This window comes from Microbacterium album (assembly GCF_014643695.1).
Lineage (GTDB): Bacteria > Actinomycetota > Actinomycetes > Actinomycetales > Microbacteriaceae > Microbacterium > Microbacterium album.
The window spans coordinates 68,530-90,737 of record NZ_BMJY01000006.1 but is presented as its reverse complement, the minus strand read 5'-3'; the positions used below and the strand labels follow the sequence as shown (position 1 = coordinate 90,737).

The 22,208-nt window shown below is 71.3% G+C and carries 20 protein-coding genes; 6 read left to right on the top strand and 14 right to left on the bottom strand.

The window, feature by feature from the left end:
- Positions 1 to 11 precede the first annotated feature (11 nt).
- The 5 genes from IEX37_RS08910 to IEX37_RS08890 are packed head-to-tail and all read right to left on the bottom strand — an operon-like array spanning position 12 to position 5,012.
- A complete protein-coding gene (locus IEX37_RS08910; protein ID WP_188755916.1) occupies positions 12 to 1,103 on the bottom strand; it encodes a branched-chain amino acid ABC transporter permease in 1,092 nt (363 codons plus the stop codon).
- Complete coding sequence (locus IEX37_RS08905) at positions 1,100 to 1,966, bottom strand: branched-chain amino acid ABC transporter permease (RefSeq protein WP_188755915.1); 867 nt, start codon at positions 1,964 to 1,966, stop codon at positions 1,100 to 1,102. The genes IEX37_RS08910 and IEX37_RS08905 overlap by 4 nt, the downstream gene beginning before the upstream one ends.
- A gap of 2 nt (positions 1,967 to 1,968) precedes the next feature.
- Positions 1,969 to 3,372, bottom strand: a complete 1,404-nt coding sequence (locus tag IEX37_RS08900; RefSeq protein WP_188755914.1) for a M24 family metallopeptidase — start codon at positions 3,370 to 3,372, stop codon at positions 1,969 to 1,971.
- A gap of 42 nt (positions 3,373 to 3,414) precedes the next feature.
- Entirely contained in the window at positions 3,415 to 4,122 is a 708-nt protein-coding gene (locus IEX37_RS08895) for an SDR family NAD(P)-dependent oxidoreductase (RefSeq protein WP_229663171.1), read from the bottom strand.
- Complete coding sequence (locus tag IEX37_RS08890) at positions 4,119 to 5,012, bottom strand: cupin domain-containing protein (RefSeq protein WP_188755912.1); 894 nt, start codon at positions 5,010 to 5,012, stop codon at positions 4,119 to 4,121. The genes IEX37_RS08895 and IEX37_RS08890 overlap by 4 nt, the downstream gene beginning before the upstream one ends.
- 210 nt (positions 5,013 to 5,222) lie before the next feature.
- Here IEX37_RS08890 and IEX37_RS08885 point away from each other — a divergent pair, with 210 nt between their 5' ends.
- Positions 5,223 to 6,653: an amidohydrolase family protein gene (locus IEX37_RS08885; protein WP_188755911.1), complete on the top strand. Its 1,431-nt coding sequence runs from the start codon at positions 5,223 to 5,225 to the stop codon at positions 6,651 to 6,653.
- A gap of 13 nt (positions 6,654 to 6,666) precedes the next feature.
- Here the strand turns inward: IEX37_RS08885 and IEX37_RS08880 are convergent, their stop codons facing one another.
- From IEX37_RS08880 to cysS, 3 genes are all read right to left on the bottom strand, one after another.
- Positions 6,667 to 7,308 carry an NAD(P)-dependent oxidoreductase gene (locus IEX37_RS08880; RefSeq protein WP_188755910.1) on the bottom strand — a complete coding sequence of 214 codons (642 nt, stop codon included), beginning with the start codon at positions 7,306 to 7,308 and terminating at the stop codon, positions 6,667 to 6,669.
- Between the two features lie 125 nt (positions 7,309 to 7,433).
- On the bottom strand, positions 7,434 to 8,417 hold the full coding sequence (gene rlmB, locus IEX37_RS08875; RefSeq protein WP_188755909.1) for a 23S rRNA (guanosine(2251)-2'-O)-methyltransferase RlmB: 984 nt from the start codon (positions 8,415 to 8,417) through the stop codon (positions 7,434 to 7,436).
- Positions 8,417 to 9,859 (bottom strand): cysteine--tRNA ligase, encoded by a 1,443-nt coding sequence (cysS, locus tag IEX37_RS08870; protein ID WP_188755908.1) that lies wholly within the window; start codon positions 9,857 to 9,859, stop codon positions 8,417 to 8,419. The genes rlmB and cysS overlap by 1 nt, the downstream gene beginning before the upstream one ends.
- A 171-nt stretch (positions 9,860 to 10,030) precedes the next feature.
- On the opposite strand from cysS, the gene IEX37_RS08865 reads away from it, so the two are divergent.
- Positions 10,031 to 10,942: a DMT family transporter gene (locus IEX37_RS08865; RefSeq protein WP_188755907.1), complete on the top strand. Its 912-nt coding sequence runs from the start codon at positions 10,031 to 10,033 to the stop codon at positions 10,940 to 10,942.
- Between the two features lie 12 nt (positions 10,943 to 10,954).
- Positions 10,955 to 11,413: a GNAT family N-acetyltransferase gene (locus tag IEX37_RS08860; RefSeq protein WP_188755906.1), complete on the top strand. Its 459-nt coding sequence runs from the start codon at positions 10,955 to 10,957 to the stop codon at positions 11,411 to 11,413.
- Here IEX37_RS08860 and IEX37_RS08855 read toward each other — a convergent pair.
- From IEX37_RS08855 to IEX37_RS08845, 3 genes are all read right to left on the bottom strand, one after another.
- Positions 11,368 to 14,982, bottom strand: coding sequence for an endo-1,4-beta-xylanase (locus IEX37_RS08855; protein WP_188755905.1), 3,615 nt, complete (start codon positions 14,980 to 14,982; stop codon positions 11,368 to 11,370). The two genes, IEX37_RS08860 and IEX37_RS08855, sit on opposite strands and share 46 nt — an antisense overlap.
- Positions 14,983 to 15,118: 136 nt before the next feature.
- On the bottom strand, positions 15,119 to 16,339 hold the full coding sequence (gene ispD / locus IEX37_RS08850) for a 2-C-methyl-D-erythritol 4-phosphate cytidylyltransferase (protein WP_188755904.1): 1,221 nt from the start codon (positions 16,337 to 16,339) through the stop codon (positions 15,119 to 15,121).
- A 54-nt stretch (positions 16,340 to 16,393) separates the two neighbouring features.
- Positions 16,394 to 16,876: a CarD family transcriptional regulator gene (locus tag IEX37_RS08845; RefSeq protein ID WP_188755903.1), complete on the bottom strand. Its 483-nt coding sequence runs from the start codon at positions 16,874 to 16,876 to the stop codon at positions 16,394 to 16,396.
- Between the two features lie 217 nt (positions 16,877 to 17,093).
- Between IEX37_RS08845 and IEX37_RS08840 the strand changes: the two genes are divergently transcribed.
- The gene (locus IEX37_RS08840; RefSeq protein ID WP_188755902.1) at positions 17,094 to 17,621 is read left to right on the top strand and encodes a DNA modification methylase; all 528 of its coding nucleotides are present in this window, start codon (positions 17,094 to 17,096) and stop codon (positions 17,619 to 17,621) included.
- Positions 17,622 to 17,693: 72 nt separating this feature from the next.
- Here IEX37_RS08840 and IEX37_RS08835 read toward each other — a convergent pair whose 3' ends face one another.
- Both IEX37_RS08835 and IEX37_RS08830 read right to left on the bottom strand, forming a co-directional pair.
- On the bottom strand, positions 17,694 to 18,377 hold the full coding sequence (locus IEX37_RS08835; RefSeq protein WP_188755901.1) for a response regulator: 684 nt from the start codon (positions 18,375 to 18,377) through the stop codon (positions 17,694 to 17,696).
- Positions 18,374 to 19,573 (bottom strand): sensor histidine kinase, encoded by a 1,200-nt coding sequence (locus tag IEX37_RS08830; RefSeq protein WP_188755900.1) that lies wholly within the window; start codon positions 19,571 to 19,573, stop codon positions 18,374 to 18,376. Before IEX37_RS08830 ends, IEX37_RS08835 begins: the two co-directional genes overlap by 4 nt.
- A gap of 180 nt (positions 19,574 to 19,753) precedes the next feature.
- Between IEX37_RS08830 and phoU the strand changes: the two genes are divergently transcribed.
- Positions 19,754 to 20,464: a phosphate signaling complex protein PhoU gene (gene phoU, locus IEX37_RS08825; RefSeq protein WP_188755899.1), complete on the top strand. Its 711-nt coding sequence runs from the start codon at positions 19,754 to 19,756 to the stop codon at positions 20,462 to 20,464.
- A gap of 58 nt (positions 20,465 to 20,522) precedes the next feature.
- Here phoU and IEX37_RS08820 read toward each other — a convergent pair whose 3' ends face one another.
- Entirely contained in the window at positions 20,523 to 21,266 is a 744-nt protein-coding gene (locus IEX37_RS08820) for a phosphoglyceromutase (protein ID WP_188755898.1), read from the bottom strand.
- Positions 21,267 to 21,341: 75 nt separating this feature from the next.
- Here IEX37_RS08820 and IEX37_RS08815 point away from each other — a divergent pair, with 75 nt between their 5' ends.
- Positions 21,342 to 22,181, top strand: coding sequence for a class I SAM-dependent methyltransferase (locus tag IEX37_RS08815; RefSeq protein WP_373286261.1), 840 nt, complete (start codon positions 21,342 to 21,344; stop codon positions 22,179 to 22,181).
- Positions 22,182 to 22,208 lie beyond the last annotated feature (27 nt).

Genomic DNA, 22,208 nt, shown 5'->3' with positions numbered 1-22,208 from the left:
CACTGTTCCTCTCATGTGATCTTGCTGGTCGACACCCCGGCCAGCGGAGCGTCGCTTGATGCGAGCGGGTCTGCGGGCGGCCCCCCGGTGCTGCCGGGCGGCCCCGCTGAGGGCGGACCGGAGCCGAACCGCCCGAGCAGCGTGATCACGCCGCCCATGATCCCCTTGCGTGCGAAGAGGATGACCAGGATGAACACCAGCCCGAGCAGAGTGGGCCAGCGCTCGACCGAGTTCGACACGACGTTCTCGATCAGCACGACGACGGCCGCGCCCATGAGCGGGCCGAAGGTGGTGCCGACGCCGCCCAGGATCACCATCACGATCAGGAGCACCGAACGGTGCACGCCCGCCGATGACGGGCTGACGAAGTGGGTGTGCCAGACGGCCAGCAGCCCGGCGAGCCCCGCGACGAAGCCCGACATCATAAAGGCGCCGAGCTTGTAAGCGGGCACGTTGTAGCCGAGGCTGCGCATCCGGGTCTCGCTGTCTCGGATCCCGCGCAGGCTCGCGCCGAACGGGGAACGGCTGATCACCCACAGCGCCACGGTGACGAGGACGAACATCCCGACGAGGAAGAAGTAGTAGATCCAGTACGGGCCGAGCACGTCGGGTCGCCGGATGCCGGTGATGCCGTTCTCGCCGCCTGTCACGCCCGACCAGCGATACGCGAGCCCGAAGATCACCATGCCCAGGGCGAGGGTGACCATCAGGAAGAAGATGCCGCTGGTGCGCATCGAGAGCGCGCCGTAGACGAAGGAGACGACCAGCGTGACGCCGAGCGCGACGACGATCTGCATCTCGGGCTCGAGTCCCTGTCTGCTCGCCCACCCCGCACCGTAGGAAGACGCCGCGGCGATCGCGCCGTGTCCGAGCGAGGCCATTCCACCGTCGCCGACGAGGAAGTTCACGCTGGCGGCGAGCATCGCGGCGATCAAGATGGTCATCGCCAGCGAGACGACGTACTGATCCGCGCCGAGATAGGGCAGCGCGACGGCGAACGCCAGCAGGATGACCATCAGCACGAGCTGCAGCCAGGGCCACCGGGTTCGCGAGTAGAAGAAGGTCGGGCTGTTGATCGTCCTGGTGATGGGCGAGTGCGTCATGCGGGCCTCCCAAACAGTCCTGTGGGACGGAACACGAGCACCAGCGCCATCGGGGCGAAGACGGTGAAATACGCGAGGTCAGGCACCCACGCTTTCGCGAACGCGTCGATCACGCCGATGAGCACGCTGCCCACCGCGGCCCCCGGAATCGAGCCGAGCCCGCCAATGATGATGACGACCAGCGCGTACAACAGCACCTCGTCCTGGATGCCCGGACGGATCGACAGCACACCGGCGCCGACCGTGCCTCCGATCGCGGCGAGCGCGGCGCCGAGGATGAACATGCCGGTGAACACGCGATTGATGTTCACGCCCATCGCCTGGATGATCTCGCGGTCGTCGACGCCGGCGCGCACGACCGCGCCGATGCGCGTGCGGTGCTGCAGGAGCACGAGGCCGATGCCGATGACCACCGCGACGCCGATGACGAGGATGCGGTACCAGGGATAGGTCAGGGTGCCGATCGTCATCGCGCCGGGCACCATCACCGACGACGGCAGGTTCCGCGGGTCGCCGCCGAAGAACGCCAGGCACAGGTCCGCCGTCACGAACGACACGCCGACGGTCACCAGCACCTCGGGCAGCTCCTGCCCGCGCACGAACCGCAGCAGGACGACCTCGACCACGAACGCCGTCACCGCCACCACGATCACCGCGGTGATCAGGCCGACGAGCAGGTTCCCGGTCATGGCCGACACCACGACTCCGAGGTATCCGCCCAGCATGTAGAACGCGCCGTGCGCGAGGTTGATGATGCGCATCAGCCCGAACACCAGCGTCAGTCCGCTGGCGAGCAGGAACAGCAGCGCCCCGAAGCTGAGACCGTTCAGCACCTGCTGCGCGAGGAAGAGCGGCTCGAACATCGTCAGTCGGCTGCCTTCTCGCGGTGCGCCTCTCCGCGGCCCTCCGGCGTGTTCAGGTGCGACTGCGAGTCACGGATGCCGGGCAGCGGGCCGTTCACGGTGAAGTAACGGCCGCCGCCGGCGACGAGCAGGTCTTCGGCCGGGAACTTCGTGATGACCTCGCAGCCGTCGGCGGTGACGACGAGCTCCTCCTCGATGCGCGCGGCTCCCCAGCCGTCCGCCGCCGGCCAGTACGTCTCGAGAGCGAAGACCATGCCCTCCTCGAGAACTTCGGGATGGTCGAGCGACGTCAGCCGGCTGAAGATCGGCTTCTCCCAGATCGACAGCCCGACGCCGTGCCCATACTGCAGGGCGAACGCGGCCTCCTCGTCGGGAAACCCGACCTCCTGCGCCTTCGGCCACAGCGACACGATGTCGGCGGTCGTGGCCCCCGGCCGCACGGCCGCGATTGCGACGTCCATGTACTCGCGCGCGATCTTGTACGCGTCGCGCTGCGCCGGGCTCGCGGATCCCACCGCGAAGGTGCGGTAATAGCAGGTTCGATAACCGTTGAAAGAGTGCAGGATGTCGAAGAACGCCGGATCCCCCGGGCGGACGGCGCGGTCGGAATAGACGTGGGGATGGGGCGCGCAGCGCTCCCCGGAGATCGCATTGACGCCCTCCACGTACTCCGAGCCCTGGTCGTAGAGCGACTTCGCCACGAGGCCGACGCACTCGTTCTCGCGCACGCCTGGACGCAGGAACTCATAGAGCCGGTCGTAAGCGGCGTCCACCATCGATGCGGCAGAGGTCAGCAGCGTGATCTCGTCGGCGGTCTTGATCCGCCTCGCCTCGAGGAACACCTGCTGCCCGTCGACCACAGTGATGCCCTGGGCCTGCAGTGCGAACAGGATCGGCAGCTCGATGAGGTCCACGCCGAGCGGCTCACGTGCCAGCCCGAACCGTTCAAGCTCGCGCGTGACCTTGCGGGCGACCTCCTCGGCGATGCCGGCCGCGGGCGGGAATGCGCCGCGGAGCGTCGAGATACCGGCGCGGGCCCCAGTCTCGAGCCGCGGCCGCTTGGCGCCGTGGTGCGGCGCGTGGGGGTCCGCGTCAGCCTCCATGTGGGTCTCGTGCAGCCACGGGTTCAGCAAGTCGTGGTGCTTCGCGGCCGACCCGAAGTCCCACACGATCGGGTCGGACGAGCGCGTGATCAGGCAGAACCGGATGAGCTTGTCCATCGCCCAAGTGCCGATGTGGGTCGCCGACGCGTAGCGGATGTTGCCGAAATCGAAGGCGAGCAGGGCGCCAAGCTCGGAGCGGTCGAGCTCGGCGCGCAGCCGCGCGAGCCGCTCCTCCCGCAGGCGTCCGAAATCGACGCGCGCCTCCCAGTCGACCCCCATGTTCCCTCGGGTCGCGATGCTCATGTGACGTCCTCGTCTCTTTGGATCAGTGGGCTCGGTGGCGGATCAGGTGATGCGCCAGCCGCGGTCGACGTTGAGACTGTGCGCGGAGACGCCGCGGTTGAACAGCAGGAAGCGCACCGCGTCGACGATGTCGGTCATGGTCGCCAGCTCGCCACCGGGCGTGCGCGACTGATAGCCCTCGAGCACGGCCGCCGGCTTGCCCGCCCAGAACGGGCTGTCGCCGACGATCCCCGGGTGGAGCGCGTTCACGCGGATGGGCGCGAGCTCCAGCGCGAGCGTGTTCATCAGACCCTCGATGCCGCCGTTGATTGTCGACACGGTGGTCGACCCCGGGTAGGGGGCATCCTTCGCACGCCCGCCGAAGAGCACGATGCCGGTCTCGTTCGACGGCTGCAGCCGGTCGAGCAACGCGTGGATCACTTCGGTGTAGCCGATGAGCTTCAGCGTGATGAGGCGTCGGGCGCGCTCGATCGAGTAGTCCCGGATCGTGTTGGCGTCGCGCTCGATGGCGCCCAGCACAAGCCCGTCGATCGCGGGGACGTCCGCCAGCGCGGCGACGATCTGCTCGGGCTCCGACACGTCGACGGCGAGGCCGGTCGCCGCGGGTCCGAGATCCGCCGCCACCCGGGCGGCCGTCTCCGCGCTGCGGCTCGTCAGTATCACCCGATCACCGCCGGCGATGAGATCCCTCGCGATCTCGAGGCCGATGCCGGCGGATCCGCCGACGACCAGGATGGTGCGCTCCGTCACTGTTCCTCCTCCAGACGTTCCGTCAGGTACTCCCAGTCCCGCGCGAAGCGGTAGGCGTGGCGTGCCGGCATCTGCGGCGCCTGGGTCTCCAGCCATCGCACGGGAGCGCCGGTCGCGGCGAACGAGTGGACTGTGCCGACGCCCGCCCACGCGATGTCCCCCGCGCGCAGCAGGTACTCGTCGCCGTCGAACGTCGCACGCACCTCGCCCTCGGTGATGAGGTACGCCTCCTCGAGGGGGTGGTCGTGCGGACCTGCCTTGCCATCAGGCTCGTACTGCACCATGAACAGCGTCCCCAGCGTCGCGCCGAGGTCGGAGTCGACCATCATCTTCAGGGAGATGCCGCTGTACACCAGCAACGCGGTGCGCATGCTGGCTGAGACGGCCAGCAGCTCCTGCGACTGAGCGTCCTTGTCCATGTGCGCAGCGCTGATCGAGCCGAACGAGCGCATGCGCGGATCGCGGGGATCGACGCGCACCGCGTCGCGCGCGGCCAGTTCCGGCACTCGGTAGGTGTCGCCGCCGTGGCGCGAGCGCGCCGGCGGCGTGAACAGGTCGGCCCATTCCGCCCCCTGCGCGCCGACGGAGCCCCAGCGGTGCGGCACGCCGATGGGGATGACGCCGTAATCACCCGCCATGAGGTGGACCGTGGCCTCGGGCGTCGCGAGGAGCACCTCCCCGCTCAGCACGTGGAAGCTCTCCTCGAAGGAGTGCACGTGGGTCGCGATCCGGCCGCCCCGAGCGAGCCGCGTGATCCCGAAGTCGGTGTGCGCGGCCCCGTCCTCCTCGCCGACGGCACGCCATCGCGTGACGCCCTCGGCGCTCGGGGCCACCGGCCCCGGATCGGAGTAGACGGCGTCCGCCGCCCGACGAACCACGTACCTCGCCATAGCAGTCTCCCGAGAGCTCCACCGCGGCGCCTCGTCGCGCCGTGGGTGCCGCACCGTCGTCGATCCCTCGGGTGTACAGCGCTAACCCGAGAACTGTTCAGTGCTGCTGAACCCGAGTAAACGGCTTAAGCACAGAATGTGTCAAGAGCTTGTGAACATCGACTGCGCGCGCCATCCTGGTCTCGTCCTGCTGATCAAAGGAGATCGAGCATGTCCGATACCCCCATCCCCGCTCCCGGCCAGCCCATCGTGTTCCGCAACGGCATCCTCCTCAGGATGGACGACGCCCACTCCGTCCATCGCCGGGCGGACGTGCTCGTCATCGACGGCAGAATCGCGCAGGTCGGCCCCGACCTGGCCGCCCCGCCGGGCGTCCACGAGATCGACGCCAGCGGCGGCATCGTGATGCCGGGCATGGTCGACACGCACCGGCACATGTGGCAGACCGCGATGCGCGCGTACGGTGCCGACTGGACACTCACGCAGTACTTCGTCTGGTACTACCTGGAGCACGGCAAGACCTTTCGGCCCGAGGACATCGCGGTCGGCAACCTGCTGTCGGCGCTCGACGCCATCGAGTCCGGCGTGACCACCGGCGTCGACTGGTCGCACGGTCTGCGCACGCCCGATCACGGCGCTGCCGCCGTGGACGCGCTCGCGAGCGCTCCGGGCCGCTATGTCTTCGCCTACGGCAACCTCCATCAGGCTCCGTGGGAATGGACGCAGGAGCCCGCCGTCGCGCGCGTCATCGAGGACGCGCGCTCACGCCTGTACGGCACGCAGTTGGCCTTCGACGTGCCCGGCGACGCCTCCTTCCCCGAGGCGCCGGCATTCCGCTTCGCCAAGGACATGGGTCTCTCGGTGACAACCCACGCGGGCGTCTGGGGGGCGACGGGCGACGACGGCGTGCGCCTGATGTACGAGCACGGCGTTATGGATGAGGGCTTCGTGTACGTGCACGCTGCAACCCTCAGTGACGACTCTTATCAGCGCATCGCCGCGTCGGGCGGCACGGTGTCGCTCTCCACCGAGAGCGAGCAGACCTGCGGCCAGGGCTATCCGCCGGCCGCGAAGCTGCGAGCGCACGGCATCCCAGCGTCACTGTCGATCGACACGAGCGTGTGGTTCAGCGCTGACATGTTCTCGGCGATGCGCACGACGATCGGCGCCGACCGGTCTCTCGAGCACTACATCGCGCATCAGGACGGAGCGACGGTGACCCATGCCACCCTGCGCGTTCAGGACGTCGTCGACTGGGCGACGCGCGGCGGAGCCAAGGCGATCGGACGCTGGCACGAGATCGGCAGCCTGGAACCCGGCAAGCTGGCCGACATCGTTCTGATCCGCAACGAGCACTCGCCGACGATGCTGCCGATCCTCAATCCCTACGGCCACGTCGTCTACCAGGCCGGACGCGGCGACGTGCAAGTAGTGCTCGTCGGCGGCGTGCCGGTCAAGTGGGACGGCCGCCTGTGCGGCGTGGACCTCCCGGGGCTGCGGGCGCGGCTCGACGACACCGTAGAGCACCTGCGCGGCACGCTCGGCGACGACGTGTGGCGCGCGGGCATGAACCCTGAGATCCCGGAGGCGGAGATCCTCAGCAATCCGTACCAGTACCGCAAGGGCACCCGCGCCCGCTGACCCCGGTCGTGGGTCAGTAGCCCACGGTGAAGCGCGTACGGCGGTGCTTCGGGTTCTCGATCTCGTCGAGGATCGCGATCGCGAAGTCGGCGCCGGAGATCGTCGACTCCCCCTTCTCGTTCGCCACGAGGACGTCCCCGCCCGTGCGGTAGCCGCCCGTGCGCTCGCCCTGCGCGTACGCCCCGAACAAGACCGCGGGGTGCACGTAGAACCAGTCCAGGCCCGTCTCATCCGCGCGGAGGTCGTCGAGCACGCCGATCATCTCGCGCGCCTCCGGCTGGAAGGCCTCGGGGAACTCGCCGGCGTCGATCAGCATCGGGCCGCCCTCGGCGACCAGGCTGCCGCCCGCGCCGCCCACGACGCCGAGCCGCGTCCCCTCGGGCAACGCGTCCGCGAGCCCCGCGATGCCGGGACGCACGCGCCCCGCCATGTCCTCGCGCGGAGCCACCGCCACCACCACGACGTCGACGTCACCGATGGCGGCCACGACGCCCGGTCCGTCCGTGAGGGTCGCCGTCGCGTAGGTGGCGCCCTCGACGCGCTCGGACGGCTCCTTACGCGAGACCGAGACGACCGTGTGGCCGCGGTCGACGGCCTCCTTCACGATGTGGCTGCCGGCGTAGCCAGTGCCTCCGATGACGGCGATGCGAGCCATGCTGATTCCCTTCGTCGGGTGATGCTGTCGTAGGTCGAGCGGTCCGCGAGACGCGGACCATCCGTGGCAACGCGCGTCGCGCTCCCAGGATTCCCTCAGCTCGGAAGCGGACCCACGCGCGTTGTCTAGTCGGTCGCGGCCCGCAGGGTCGCGATCTGATACAGCGCGACGGATGCCGCGATCCCGGCGTTGAGCGATTCGGTCGCGGCGGAGATCGGGATCGACACGATCTGGTCGCAGGTCTCGGTCACCAGCCGGGAGAGCCCCTTGCCCTCGCTACCCACGACGACGACGACGGGACGGTCGGCGAGCTGCAGCGAGGGCAGCGAGACGTCACCGTCGCCGTCCAGGCCCAGCACGAATACGCCCTGCTTCTTGAACTCCTTCAGGGTCGTGGTGAGGTTCGTCGCCATCGCCACGGGGATGCGGGCGGCGGCGCCGGCGCTCGTCTTCCACGCGCCCGAGTTCATGCCCGCGGAGCGGCGCTGCGGGATCACCACCCCGTGTCCGCCGAATGCGGCCGTGGAGCGGATGATCGCGCCCAGGTTGCGGGCGTCGGTCACCCCGTCCAGCGCCACCAGCAGCGGGGTCTGACCGCCCTCGATGATCCGCTCGAGCAGGTCCTGGGGGTGCGCGTACTCGTACGGCGGAACCTTCAGCGCCACGCCCTGGTGCACGCCGTCGAAGCCGGCCATGCGGTCGAGCTCGGGCCGCGTCACCTCGAGGATCGGGATGTCGCGGTTCTTCGCGATCGACAGCATCTCCTTGACGCGGTCGTCCATCTCCACCCGCTGGGCGATGTACAGCGCCGTGGCGGGGATCCGCGCCCGCAGCGCCTCGAGCACCGAGTTGCGCCCCGTGACGTTCTCGGTGTCCGTGTCGCCCTTGGGCCGCGACGTCCGGGGCCCGGGGGTCTGGGCGTGCTGTCCGCGCTTGGCGGCGAGCCGCTCGGCGGCCTGCTTGCGCTTGTGCGCGACGTGGTAGACGCGGTCCTCGGCCTTCGGGGTGGGCCCCTTGCCCTCGAGCGCCTTGCGGCTGTGCCCGCCGGTGCCCTTCGTGGGGCCCTTCTTCTTGCCCCGGCCTGCGCCCGGGCGTCCCAGCTTCGCCATCAGTTCTCCCTCTTGCCACGCCCGGCGCGGCTGTCGTCTTCGGCCGCACGGGGGGCGGCATCCGGGATGCTCCACCTCGTCCCGTCGGCGGTGTCCTCGAGCGCGACTCCCGCGGCCGCGAAGAGATCGCGGATGCGGTCGGCCGTCGCCCAATCCTTCGCGGCCCTCGCCTGCGCCCGCTGCGAGATCAGCTCCTCGACCAGCGTCGACAGGGCCGTCTCGGCGCTCGATGCCGCGGTGGACGTCGCGCTCGCGGGGTCGAGCCCCAGCACGCGCACCATCGCCGCGACGCCGTCGGCCGCCGCTCGCACCGCGGCCGCGTCGCCCGCGTCCAGCGCGGAGTTGCCGGCGCGCACGGTGTCGTGCAGCACGGCGAGCGCCTGCGGCACGCCGAGGTCATCGTCCATGGCGGCGGCGAACGACTCGGGCACCTCGCGCTCGCCCGGCGCCCCGACGGCTTCGGCGGCGCGCGCCTGGAAGCCCGTGATGCGCTCGAGCGCGGCGGCGGCTTCGTCGAGAGCGCGGTCCGAGATGTCGAGACTGGACCGATAGTGGGCGGCGGCGAGCGCGTAGCGGACGACCAGAGCCGGACGGCCGGCGAGGAGGTCGGCCGCGAGCGTGACGTTGCCGATCGACTTGGACATCTTCTGCCCGTCGACAGTGACGAGCCCGTTGTGCACCCAGAACCGGGCGAAGGGATCGCCCGCGGCGGCCGACTGGGCCAGCTCGTTCTCGTGGTGCGGGAAGCGCAGGTCCAGGCCGCCGCCGTGGATGTCGAACTCGGCCCCGAGATAGCGACGCGACATGGCGGAGCACTCGATGTGCCAGCCCGGACGACCCGGGCCCCACGGGGAGTCCCAGCACGCGTCGGCCGGCTCATCGGGCTTGGCGCCCTTCCACAGGGCGAAGTCGCGCGGGTCGCGCTTGCCGCGCGGATCGGCGTCGGTCGCGGGCTCGATCGCGTCGAGCGACTGACGCGTGAGCGAGCCGTACTCGGCCCACGAGCGCACATCGAAGTACACGTCACCCGCGGCGGCGTAGGCGTGGCCCCGCTCGATCAGGCGCGCGATCAGCTCCTGCATCTGCGGGATCGAGGCCGTCGCGCGGGGCTCGTATGTCGGCGGAAGGATGCCGATCGCGGAATATGCGCCGGTGAACTCCTGCTCGATCCGGTACGCCAGCGCCCACCAGGGCTCGTCCGCGGTGGCGCGCTCAAGCACCTTGTCGTCGATGTCGGTCACGTTGCGCACGAACGTGACCCGGCCGAAACGGTACGCCAGCCACCGCCGCAGCAGATCGAACGCGAGCGCCCCGCGCAGGTGCCCGACGTGGGGCCCCGACTGCACCGTCGGTCCGCACACGTACATCGTCACGTTCCCGGGAACGCGCGGCACGAACTCGCGCAGGGACTGCGCGCGGGAGTCGTAGATGCGGACGGACACGCCCCCAGCCTACGGCGTGGCCCATCCGAAACCCCTGCGCCCCCACGCAGGGCCCGTTGACTAGCGCCGGTGCCGTTCACTAGTGCGGGGAACGCTAGTGAACAGCACACACGCTAGTCAAGGCCGTGCGGTGGGTGCGGGGAGCGCGAACAGATGGGGTAGAACGGTCGGGTGCGCTTCGTCCTCGCCGTGCTCGCCGCGGCCGTGCTGTTCGGCACCACGGGCACGTCGCAGGAACTCGGCCCGGACGGCACCACGCCGCTCGCGGTCGGGGCCGTCCGGCTCGCGATCGGAGGAAGCGCGCTCGCGCTCCTGGCCGCGGGGGCCGCGGTGCTGCGCCACCGCCGGAGGCCCCCTCGACCGCGCCTGTCGGCGAAGCCGCTCGCGCTGATGGCGGCGACGGCCGTGTCGCTGTTCGTCTACCAGCCCCTGTTCTTCCTCGGCACGTCCGCCAACGGGGTGGCGGTGAGCACCGTGATCGCCCTGGGCTCCGCGCCCGTCCTCGCCGGGCTCCTGGAGTGGCTCCTCACGCGGCGCGCCCCCGGGCTGCTGTGGAGCGCCGCGACCGCCGTGTCCACGATCGGCGTCGCCCTGCTCGCGCTCGGCGGGGGCGCGGGCGGATCCGCGGACCCCGCCGGCCTGGCCGGATCGCTCGGAGCCGGTGCGGCGTTCGCCGTCATCGCGGTCGCGCAGCGGCGGCTGCTCGACGCGGGCTGGCACCCGTTCACGGTCGTCGGCGCGATGGGCGGAGGCAGCGCCGTGATCGCCGCCGCGGCGCTGCCGTTCACCGACCTGGGCTGGATGGCCGACCCCCGCGGCGCGGCCATGGCGCTGTGGCTGGGGCTGGCCACCATCACCGCCGCGTACGCCCTGTTCACGTGGGGCCTCGGCGGCCTCAGGGCGGCGACGGCGGCGACGCTCACGCTCGGCGAGCCGCTCACCGCGAGCGTCCTCGGCATCGTCGTGCTGGGCGAGCACCTCTCCGCGCTCTCGACAGCGGGCATCGTCGTGCTCGGCGCCGGGCTGGTGCTGCTCGCCTCCGGTCGGCCCGCTCGGCCCGCACTCCCCGACTCTTCACCGTAGAGGGCTGATCCGATGATCGAGATCCGCACCGACGACCTGACCGGCGAGCAGACGCTCCGGCTCGCCGCGCAGCACCACGCCGAGATGCACGCGAACACCCCGCCCGAGAGCGTGCACGCGCTCGACCTCGATGCGCTGCGCGCTCCCGGCATCACGGTCTGGAGCGCATGGATCGACGGCGACGTGGCCGGCATCGCCGCCCTCGCGCAGCTCGATGCCGCGCGCGGCGAGCTGAAGTCGTTCCGCACGGGCGACGCCCATCGCGGCCGGGGCGTCGCCCGTGCGCTCCTGCGCCACATCGTGGCGGAGGCGCGCGCCCGCGGGCTGACGTCGCTGTGGCTCGAGACCGGCAGCGACGCGGCGTTCGCCCCCGCCCGCGCGCTCTACGCGGGCGAGGGCTTCCGCGAGTGCGGCCCGTTCGCCGACTACACGGACGATCCGCTCTCGACGTACATGACGCTCGCTCTCTGAGCGCGTCGCCGGCGGGCGGCGAGCGCGAGGACGACCCCGGCCGCCAACACGGCCGCGCCCGCTGCCAGCGCCGTCATGAGAGCCACCGCGTCCGCGCCGGTCGCGGCGAGCGCCTCGACGGGGACGATCCGGATCGGAGCCCATCCGATCAGCTCTCCTGCGGCGTCGTACACCGCGATCCGGTGATCGCCGAGCGGAACGTCGAGCGGGATCGTGACGGCGATCGTTCCGTCCGGCCCGGCCGTGCCCGTGACCAGCAGCTGGGGCTGCGAGTACAGGTAGACGGCCACCGCGCTGCGCGGCTCGAGACCGCCGACCCGGATCGTCTCTCCCGGGCTGGCCTGGGACGGAACGGTGACGCTGCCTCGCACGTCGGCGGTGAGGGCGCCGCCGGGCAACGGCTGCCACCCCGGCGTCTGCGGACCGCCGACCGGGTCCGGCCCCGTGCCCCCGCCGCCGTGAGGGGGCCGCGGCTTCACGGGAGGCTGCGGCTTCACGGGAGGCTCGGTCCCGTCGTCCGCCGCCACGAGCTGTCCGACTCCCCAGTGCGCCGTGCTCTGGTAACCGGTGCCCGTCGGGTCGGCCCAGTTGCGGATCGCCGTGCGGGCTCCGGCCGTGCCGTCGTTGACCTGGAAGTCGAGGCCGTGGAACGTGCCCTCGCCGCCGTACTCGAGCAGGGAGATCGCGGCCTCGACGACGTAGCCGCCGTCGACGATCGCCGTCGCCGAGGTGAGCCGTCCCTGCTGGAACGCGGTGTCGCCGGTCCCGAACGAGACGGCGTTCTCCGCGCTGATCCGGATCTGGGTGTCGTCGTACCGGTATGCGCCGTTCTTGACGTTGCCGGCATCGACGTAGATCTCGACGGAGTCCTGCACCCACGGGTCACTGCCTGAGACGTCCACCTGCTCGTCGGCGACCTCGGCCAGCACGTACAGCGTGTTCCCGCGCCACAGCGTGCGCACCGTGGCGCTGGCGCCGCCCGTGCCCTCGACCTGCACGTCCGTGGACACCGCGCCAGCGGCCTCCCAGTGCTCGTCGATCTCGCCGTCGATGTCCGGGGCCTCGGCCGTCTCCACGACCTCCAGGTACGACAGCGGCTCGATCAGCGACAGGGTGCCCACGGCGCCGGGCGAGTTCCACGCGCCGATGCCGCCGATCCTGACGTCGAACGCGACGGTGTCGCCCTGCGCTGCGCCGTCCAGGGGCAGCTGTGCCGCCACCCGGACGCCCGTGTCGGTGGCCGTCGCCGCAGCGGGCACGTCGCCCGTCCCGTCGCCACGCACCGTGTAGACCGTGCCGCCCAGTTCGAGCTCGATGGCCGTGTTCGCGTCGCCGCCGGGGGCATCGACCAGGACCGTGAGGCCGTCGGGCGTCCATCGCGCCTGGAAGGCGCCCTCGCCGTCCAGCGCGTGCAACGGCAGGCGCCGCCACTCCGGCGCGTCCGGTTCCAGAGGCACCTCGCCTGCGAACACGTTCGCCGCGCGCAGCCGGTCGGGAAGGGCCGCGCCCGCCGCGCCGTAGTACGCCGGCTTGGCACGCAGCTCGTCGTCGAACAGCAGCGGCGCGCCGTTGGAGGAGCGCCAACTGCGCCCGTCGGTCAGCCCCCAGACTGTAATCGCGAAGAGGTCGTGCGCGCGGAACACCTCGAACGCGTCGCGGTAGTAGTAGCCCTGATCGACGAGCCGCGCCTGCGTCACCGGCGTGCCGGTGGTCACGTCGAACTCCGTCACCGCCTGCGTCAGGCCGAGGCCGGCGAACCGTTCGAGCGCGCCCGCCAGGGCAGAGATCGGCATGGCCAGGCTGACGTGGAACTGGTGTCCGACGCCGTCGAGGGGCACCCCGCGCTCGAGCAGTCGGTCGACGAGGGCGGCATACCGCCCCTGCTTGCCGTCCTGCTCGGTGTTGTAGTCGTTGATGAACAGCGCGACCGGACGATCGGAGCCGGCGTCGGCGTACGTCTCGTTGAACGCCTCGTCGGCGTACTCGAAGGCGAGGTCGATGTACTCCTCCCCCAGGATCCGGTACCACTCGCTGCGGCGCAGGCCGTCGGCGAACTCGCCGCCGTCGGAGACCACCTCGTTCACGACGTCGAACGCGGTCACGGGGTTGGAGGCCGATCCGTACGGGCCATACCTGTCGGCGAGGCTCTCGGCGACGGCGAAGATGTGGGTGCGCATGCGCTCGCGCAGCGTCTGCTGCCCGCTCCCATCGGCAGCTAGCGGAGCTCCAGAGGCGTCCTGGAAGAACCAGGCCGGCGTCTGGCTGTGCCACACGAGCACGTGCCCGTACAGATCGAGGTCGTTGGCCGCGGCGAAGTCCATCAGCGCGAGCGCCTCCGGGTGCGGGGCGAAGGCGCGGTCGGCGCCGTACCAGGCCTCGGGCTTCATGTGGTTCTCGGCGGTGATCTGCGTGAAGTGCCGTCGCAGCAGCTCCGCGGGCGACCCCGTGGTCTCGCGGCTGTCGATGGCCACGCCGAGCGGCACGTCGACCGTGCCCGCCAGCGACGGCAGATCCTCGATCACGACGGCGTCCGGAACCTTGAGCACGACGTCGTCGACGAGGAAGTCGCTGCGGTTGCTGCCGTTGTAGTTGGTCTCGAAGTACAGCAGCGCCTGATCGGCCGCGGTCGCCTGGAACGTGGCCGAGACGTGCGTCCAGCCGTTGTTCGAAATCCCGGAGAACTGGCCGAGCGTCGAGTAGGTGGTCGAGCCGCCGGTCGTGCGAGCGAGGCTCAGCCAGACGTCGTCGACGGGCTGCCCCTCGGCGAAGCGCACCCAGGCCTCGAGGCGGTACGCGGTGCCCGGCACGAGCAGGCCGGTGACGTCGTGCCCGATCCCGGCGCCCTGGCCGGATCGCTCCGTGACGATCGCCGCATGTGCGCCGCCGTGCGCGACGCCGGTCAGCTCGACCCTCGGAGCGCCGGCGCCCGCATCACGCGGAGCCCAGCCGCCGAGCCCGTCCTCGAAGTCCGTGTGCAGCACGACGGTCCCCGGTGCCGGCGTCTCCGGATCGGGCCCGCCGCCCGGAGGGCCGGCGTCCAGCGGTTCCGCGGAGACGACCAGGTCGTCGACCAGATAGTCGTACGGAGCGCCGGTGTCGCTCGTGCCGATGTAGACCTGCAGCTCGCTGACGTCCGCGCCGGCCGGCACCTCGTACGTGCCCGTCACGGTCGTCCACGCATCGGCCGAGACGGCTGTGTTGCCCACCCACTGATACGCGGGCTTGACCACGAACCGCGCCTGCGTGGCGGACGTGCCCTCGGCCAGCCGGACCGACATCGAGAACGTGTAACGGTGCCCTGCGGCCAGGAATCCCACGGGAGACTGGATGCCCGTGAAGTCATTGGCGCGTCCGGCCACGCGCAGCGCGAGGCCGTCGCCGGACTCGACGAACTGCAGCGTGCCCGCGCCGCCGCCGGACTGCGTCCAGCTGCCGGTCGTGCCGTCGTCGAAGTCGATGGTCTCCACGACGGTCGGGGCGGCGGTGGCCGGCGCGACCGCCCCGGCGCCGATCAGGGCGAGGCCGCCGAGGACGCCTCCGAGGGTACGGGTGAATCTGAACCTGCGCATGGCGCTCCTTTGCGCGTGCGGGGATTGTTGTCGGTGACACCATATTCCCGAGGCAAGGGTACAGCGCAAGACCCGCGTCGCATTGTGTCGGGATGCGGCGACGGCTCCGGGGCCGGGCGCCGGGCCGGGCGCGAGCTCAGGCGGGGTGCACCAGCGCCACGGCGAAGGCCTGCACGCCCTCGCCCGTGCCGGTGAAGCCAACGCCGTCGGTCGTGGTCGCCGAGACGGAGACGGGCACACCGCCCAGCGCGGTCGAGAGAGCCGCCTCGGCCTCGGAGCGCCGCGGCGCGAACCGCGGGCGCCGGCACTGCACCTGCACCGCAACGTTTCCGATCGCCCAGCCCGCCTCGCCGAGCAGGGCCCGGGTGCGAGCGAGGAACGCGTCGGCGTGCGCACCGGCGAACTCCGGGCGGTCGACGCCGAAGTGGGTGCCGATGTCGCCCAGCCCGGCCGCCGACAGCAGCGCGTCGACGATCGCGTGTGCGACGGCGTCGCCGTCCGAGTGCCCGGACAGAGCACGCTCGCCCGGCCACTCCAGCCCGGCGAGCCACAGCACGGCCCCGTCGTCGTCAGCGAAGGCGTGCACGTCCGTGCCGACCCCGACCCGCGGCAGCGCCGCCCCGGGACGAGCGACGGCGGAGTCGGCGACCGCGGGGACCGGGGCGGCCACCGATCGCGCGCGCTCGAGGTCGGCGGGAGTGGTGATCTTGAAGCCCAGTGGGTCGCCCGCAACGATCGCCACACGGTGCCCCGCGGCGGCGACGAGCGCCGCGTCGTCGGTGAAGTCCTCGGTCGCCACCGCGTACGCCGAGTCGAGCACGTCGCGGCGGAAGCCCTGGGGGGTCTGCGCCGCCGCGAGCTGCGAGCGGTCGACCGCCTCGACGATGCGCTCCCCCTCGACGCGCTTGATCGTGTCGATCACGGGGAGGGACGGGACGACGCCCCAGCCGGTCCGGTCGACGGCGTCCACCACCCGGTCGAAGACCTCCGGGGGCGTGAGCGCGCGGGCGGCGTCGTGCACGAGCACGACCTCGATCGACGGCCACAGTCCCGCAAGCCCGGCCGCGACCGACTCCTGTCGGGTGGCGCCGCCCGTGACGACGGACACGAGATCCGCCCGGTCTCCGGCGACCTCGCGGGACTCGGTCAGCGCCTCGCCCTCGCGACCCGCGGGAGCGACGACGACGAGCTGCGCCGCGGCCGTCGACGATGCCGTCAGCACGCCCCGCAGGGCGTGACGCAGGATGCTGTGCCGGTCGATGCCGACGAATGCCTTGGGCTCACCGGCTCCCAGTCGCGTGCCGGCACCGGCTGCGACGAGGACGACGGCGATTCGCGGAACGGGCGTGAGGGTCACCCCCTCAACGTACCCGCATCCGGGCCGCCCTCAACCGGGACGGCCGGGCCGGCGTCAGGACGCGAGGACCTCGTCGAGGACGGTCGCGGCCTTCTCCTCGTCGGTCTTCTCCGCGAGCGCGAGCTCCGAGATGAGGATCTGGCGCGCCTTGGCGAGCATGCGCTTCTCGCCCGCCGACAGACCGCGGTCCTGATCGCGGCGCCACAGGTCGCGCACGACCTCGCTGACCTTGATCACGTCACCCGAGGCGAGCTTCTCCAGGTTCGCCTTGTAGCGGCGGGACCAGTTGGTCGGCTCCTCCGTGAACGGGGCGCGCAGGACCTCGAAGACCTTGTCGAGCCCGTCCTGGCCGATCACGTCACGCACGCCGACGAGGTCGACGTTCTCCGCGGGAACCTCGATCACGAGGTCGCCCTGGGTGACGTTCAGCTTGAGGTAGACCTTCTCTTCACCCTTGATGACTCGGGTCTTCACTTCGGTGATCGTGGCCGCCCCGTGGTGCGGGTAAACGACCGTCTCGCCAACCTCGAAAAGCATAGATTCTATTTCCTTCCGGCGACTTCCAGGATACCACAGCGGCTATCCACTAAGGTTTGCGACCGCCCACCCCGTGTAGCGACACGCCGAAACCGCGCACGTCTCAGGGATCGAGTCGGCCGCCCCTCGGAGGCATGGGCCGGGGCACGCGCACGCGACCCCCTAGAATGTGTGGCAGGGCCCGCAGCTCGGCGGGGCCGCACGACCTGGAGGTTCCGTGAACTCCCGTACTCTCGCGTCCCTCGCCCTCGGCGCCGTTCTCGCGCTGGGCGTCACCGGCTGCGCCGCCATCACGCCGCAGGCGACCACGCTCATGTACTCCCCGTCCGACGGCGTCAACGTCCCCGACACCGACGGTGCGGCGGTCAAGGTGCTCAACGCGGTCGTCATCGCCGACGAGCAGGGCGCGGACGGCAACCTCGTGGCGGCGCTCGTCAACGCGTCCGACTCGTCGGCGCGGTTGAACGTCGACTGGGGCGGGCAGTCGCTCACCATCACGGTCCCGGCGAACGACACGCTGAGCCTCGGGACCGGCGACGTCGAGCCGGTGCTGCTCGAGGGCATCGACACCCCGGCGGGCGCGACCATCCCGATGTACTTCCAGTCGGGCGACGGCGAGGGCGTGCTGGTGCAGGTCCCCGTCCTCGACGGGTGCCTCGATCACTTCGCCGACCTCGTCCCCGGCGGCGAGCGCACCGACTGCTCGCACCTCGAGCACGAGTCGGCTCGCGGCGGCGGCCACTGAGCACCGCCCGGCACGCACGCGGAAGGCCGCGGGGATCCGATCCCCGCGGCCTTCGCGCTGTCCGGCGGCGTCTCAGCCCTCGAAGCGGTATCCCAGCCCTCGCACGGTGACGAGCATCTGCGGGTCGCTGGGGACGACCTCGATGCGCGAGCGGATGCGCTTGATGTGCACGTCCAGCGTCTTCGTGTCGCCGAAGTAGTCGCTCCCCCACACGCGGTCGATCAGCTGCCCGCGCGTGAGCACGCGGCCGGCGTTGCGCATGAGGACCTCCAGCAGCTCGAACTCCTTCAGAGGCATGTTGATCTGCTCGCCGTCCACCGCGACCGTGTGCCGGTCGACGTCGAGCGAGACGCGCCCGCCCTCCAGGATCCGCTCGTCGAGCTCGCCCTCCGCGTCGGCCGCACGCCGCAGGACCGCGCGCATGCGGGCCAGGAGCTCGCGCGCCGAGTACGGCTTGGTGACGTAATCGTCGGCGCCCAGCTCCAGGCCCACGACGATGTCCACCTCGGAGTCCTTGGCCGTGAGCATGATGATCGGCACGGCCGAGGACGTCCGCACCTGGCGGCACACCTCCGTGCCCGGCATCCCGGGCAGCATCAGATCGAGCAGGATCAGGTCGGCGCCCTGCTCACGGAACGCCGCCAGCGCGGCCGCTCCGTCCTCGGCCATCTCGACCTCGTAGCCCTCCCGGCGCAGCAGGTAGGCGAGCGGTTCGGCGAGGTCGGGCTCATCCTCGACCAGCAGCACACGCGTCATACACGGCCTTTCTTCGCTGTCGTGGCCACGGCCGCCTTGGCCGAGCGCTTCTTCTTCACGGGGACCTCGATGACGGGCGCCTCGCTCAGGGGCAGGCGCACGGTGAACGTGGATCCTCGATCCGGCTGCGACCAGAGTCGCACCTCTCCGCCGTGACGCGAAACCGCGTGCTTGACGATGGACAGGCCCAGGCCGGATCCGCCGGTGCGGCGCGACCGCGCCTGGTCGGCGCGGTAGAAGCGCTCGAACACCCGCTGCTGGTCGGCCTCGGCGATGCCGATGCCCTGATCCGTGACGGCGATCTCCACGACGCCCTCGACCGCACGCACCCCGACGCCGACCCGGGAACCCCGAGGCGAGTAGGCGATCGCGTTGGCGACGAGGTTGCCGACGGCCTCCTTCAGGATCTGCGCGTCGCCGCGCACGTACAGTCCGCGCTCGCCCCCGCGCACGAGCTCCACCCCGGCGGAGTCGGCCTGCACCGCGTGCGCCTCGATCGCGGACGCGACGACCTCGTCGATCGCGACGTCGCCCACCTCGGTCAGCTCGTCCGCCGCCTGCAGGCGCGACAGGTTCATGATGCGCCCCGTGAGGCGCCCGAGGCGATCGGCCTCCGCCGAGAGCCGCGCCGTGAACGCCCGCACCTGCGCGGGATCGTCCGCGGCGAGCTCGATCGCCTCCGCCAGCAGCGTGATCGCGCCGACCGGCGTCTTGAGCTCGTGACTGGTGTTGGCGATGAAGTCGTGCCGCATCTGCTCGAGCCGCTCCTGCTCGGTCAGATCGCGCACGATCAGCAGGATCAATCGCTCGGCGATGCGCGTCGCGCGGGCCGCCACGAGACGGGAGTCGGTCGACATGCGCCCGCGCTGGAGGCGCAGCGTCTCGGTCTCCGTGGCTCCCGAGCGCGCGTTGCGAACGAGATCCCGCAGCTCGCCGTGCTCCAGCGGCTCCCCCGCCTCGAGGCCGAGCCACGCCGCCGACGGCGAGGTCGCCATCACCACGCCCGAGGGCCCGACGACCGCCGCGGCGTCGTCCATGGCCTCCAGCACGGCCGTCACGCCTTCGGGCACCACGTCGACCGCGTCGCGGGCGACGCGCGCCCTGGCGCGGAACGCCGCGAAGAGGATCAGGGACGCTCCGGCCCCGATGATCGCCCCGAGAAGCAGGGCGAGCAGCGCGAGCTGCGTCGTGTCCATATCTCCAGAGTAAAGTCATGGCGAACGAAGGGTGGAACGGGCGGGCTCCGCGAGGAGCACGCGCCGCGGAGTGTTTACCGCGCCGGCACCGCTCGTTCACCTTCGCTCACGACAATCGCAGAGAGCGTGCGTGCGGCACCCGCCGTGCGACGCCTCCGCGAGACAGACGAAAGGTCCCCGATGCGCGAAGTCTTCCATCAGTCTCTCGAGGACGTGCAGTCTCGCCTGGTCGAGATCGCCGAGCTGGTCACCATCGCGATCGACAAGGCGACACGCGCCTTCGGCACGAGCGACGTCGCGCTCGCCGAGGAGGTCATCGCCGACGACGCGCTGATCGACGAGCGCACGTTCGCGCTCGACGAGCTCGCGATCGAGATCCTCGCGATGCAGCAGCCCGTTGCCCGCGACCTCCGCATCGTCGTGACGGCGCTCCGCGTGAGCGCCTCGCTGGAGCGGATGGGCGACATGGCCGAGCACATCGCCCAGCTCGCCCGCACGCGGTACCCCGAGCGCGCCGTCCCGAAGGGCCTCAAGGGCACCTTCGCGAAGATGGGCGAGCTCGACGTGGAGATCTCGCGCACGCTCACGGAGCTGCTGCGCACGCAGGATCTCCGGATCGCGGACGAGATCCGCAACCGCGACGACGACGTGGACGAGCTGCACGCGAGCGTGTTCGAGAAGGTGCTCAGCGACAGCTGGCAGGGCGAGGCCGGAGCGACGGTCGACGCGACCCTCGCCAGCCGCTACCACGAGCGGTTCGCGGACCACGCCGTCTCGATCGCCAAGAAGGTCATCTACCTCGGCACCGGTGACTGGGCCGCCCACGGCAAGCCCCCCGCGGCAGCGGCCGCCGACGCCGCGATCGCCGCCCGCCCGACCCCGGCCGAGTAGCCCGACAGCGAAGAGGCCCCGCCCCGGATCATCCGGGGCGGGGCCTCTTCGCGAGCGCCTACTTCTTGCCCTGCGCGGCCACGGCCGCCGCGCCGGCGGCCGCGGCCTCGGGGTCGAGGTAGCGGCTCGCGCCGGTGGGCTTCATGGCGTCGTCGAGCTCATACACGAGCGGGATGCCGGTGGGGATGTTGAGCGCGGCGATGTCCTCGTCGCTGATGCCCTCGAGGTGCTTCACGAGACCGCGCAGGGAGTTGCCGTGGGCCGTGACGAGCACGGTGCGTCCGGCCGCGAGGTCGGGCACGATCTCGCCCTCCCAGTAGGGCAGCATGCGGTCGATCACGAGCTTGAGCGACTCGGTGGCGGGAAGCTCGCCGTCCATGTCCGCGTAGCGCGGGTCGTCGGTCTGCGCGTACTCGTCGGCCGGGTCGATGGGGGGCGGCGGCACGTCGAACGAGCGGCGCCACTCCATGAACTTCTCCTCGCCGAACTGTTCCAGCGTCTGCGCCTTGTCCTTGCCCTGCAGCGCACCGTAGTGGCGCTCGTTGAGCCGCCAGGAGCGTTTGACGGGGATCCACAGGCGGTCCGCGGCGTCGAGCGCGATGTTTGCCGTCTGGATCGCGCGGCTCAGCACCGAGGTGTGGACGACGTCCGGCAGCACCCCGTGCTCCGTGAGCAGCTCGCCTCCGCGCTTGGCCTCGCTTCGCCCCAGCTCGGTGAGCCGCACGTCGACCCATCCGGTGAAGAGGTTCAGCTCGTTCCACTCGCTCTGGCCGTGTCGCAACAGGATCAGGGTGTGTGCCATGGCATCAGCCTACTTCCGCGCAGGCAGGCCCGCTGCGCCGGTTCGCGCTCGGTCCCAAAAAGAAAAGCCGAGACAATGGACCCCATGGCAGCGCGTGCGTCCCGGGGGCCCGAAGGGCGGCCCACGCGGGGCACGACCGGCACGAATCGCCTGCGGCGGGTGGATCGGTGGATCGCGCATCTGGCCGAGCTGCGGCGGGCACCCGATCCGTTCGTCGTCGACCTGGGGTACGGCGCGAACGGCGTGACGACGCTCGAGCTCGAGGCGCGCCTGCGGCGGGTACGCGGCGATGTCGACGTGCTGGGCCTGGAGATCGATCCGGAGCGCGTCGCGCGCGCCGGCGATCAGCTCGACGCGACCCGGCGAGGCGAGACCGTCTTCTCCCCCACCGCGCGCGTATCGTTCGCCCGGGGCGGGTTCGAGGTGCCGACGGCCGGTGGGCGACGGCCCGCCGTGATCCGCGCGTTCAACGTGCTGCGGCAGTACGACGAGGCGGATGTGGCGGTCGCGTGGGAACGCATGACCGACCGTCTGGCGCCGCGCGGCGTGCTCGTCGAGGGCACGTGCGACGAGATCGGCCGCGTGTGCAGCTGGGTCGATGTCTCGCCCGCCGGGCCCGTGCGCTTCACGATCTCGCTCCGGCTCGCCGAGCTCGATCGGCCGAGCATCGTCGCCGAGCGGCTGCCGAAGGCGCTCATCCACCGCAACGTCCCCGGCGAGCGCATCCACGCGCTCCTGGGCGCGCTCGACCTGGAGTGGGATCGCGCCGCCGCGCTCGCGCCGTTCGGTCCCGCGCAGCGCTGGATGGCCGCGGTCGGCGCCCTGCGCGCGGCGGGGTATCCGGTGCTGGGCGGCCGGTCGCGGTGGCGCCTGGGCGAGCTGACGGTGCCGTGGGAGGTCGTCTCCCCCGCCTGACGGCGCGTGCCACAGCCGCGTGCCGCA

Bases quoted from the DNA above. Each gene is read 5' to 3' on its own strand.
- IEX37_RS08910 (WP_188755916.1), bottom strand. From the start codon at position 1,103: ATGACGCACTCGCCCATCACCAGGACGATCAACAGCCCGACCTTCTTC.
- IEX37_RS08905 (WP_188755915.1), bottom strand. From the start codon at position 1,966: ATGTTCGAGCCGCTCTTCCTCGCGCAGCAGGTGCTGAACGGTCTCAGC.
- IEX37_RS08900 (WP_188755914.1), bottom strand. From the start codon at position 3,372: ATGAGCATCGCGACCCGAGGGAACATGGGGGTCGACTGGGAGGCGCGC.
- IEX37_RS08890 (WP_188755912.1), bottom strand. From the start codon at position 5,012: ATGGCGAGGTACGTGGTTCGTCGGGCGGCGGACGCCGTCTACTCCGAT.
- IEX37_RS08885 (WP_188755911.1), top strand. From the start codon at position 5,223: ATGTCCGATACCCCCATCCCCGCTCCCGGCCAGCCCATCGTGTTCCGC.
- IEX37_RS08880 (WP_188755910.1), bottom strand. From the start codon at position 7,308: ATGGCTCGCATCGCCGTCATCGGAGGCACTGGCTACGCCGGCAGCCAC.
- rlmB (WP_188755909.1), bottom strand. From the start codon at position 8,417: ATGGCGAAGCTGGGACGCCCGGGCGCAGGCCGGGGCAAGAAGAAGGGC.
- IEX37_RS08860 (WP_188755906.1), top strand. From the start codon at position 10,955: ATGATCGAGATCCGCACCGACGACCTGACCGGCGAGCAGACGCTCCGG.
- IEX37_RS08855 (WP_188755905.1), bottom strand. From the start codon at position 14,982: ATGCGCAGGTTCAGATTCACCCGTACCCTCGGAGGCGTCCTCGGCGGC.
- IEX37_RS08845 (WP_188755903.1), bottom strand. From the start codon at position 16,876: ATGCTTTTCGAGGTTGGCGAGACGGTCGTTTACCCGCACCACGGGGCG.
- IEX37_RS08835 (WP_188755901.1), bottom strand. From the start codon at position 18,377: ATGACGCGTGTGCTGCTGGTCGAGGATGAGCCCGACCTCGCCGAACCG.
- IEX37_RS08830 (WP_188755900.1), bottom strand. From the start codon at position 19,573: ATGGACACGACGCAGCTCGCGCTGCTCGCCCTGCTTCTCGGGGCGATC.
- phoU (WP_188755899.1), top strand. From the start codon at position 19,754: ATGCGCGAAGTCTTCCATCAGTCTCTCGAGGACGTGCAGTCTCGCCTG.
- IEX37_RS08820 (WP_188755898.1), bottom strand. From the start codon at position 21,266: ATGGCACACACCCTGATCCTGTTGCGACACGGCCAGAGCGAGTGGAAC.
- IEX37_RS08815 (WP_373286261.1), top strand. From the start codon at position 21,342: ATGGACCCCATGGCAGCGCGTGCGTCCCGGGGGCCCGAAGGGCGGCCC.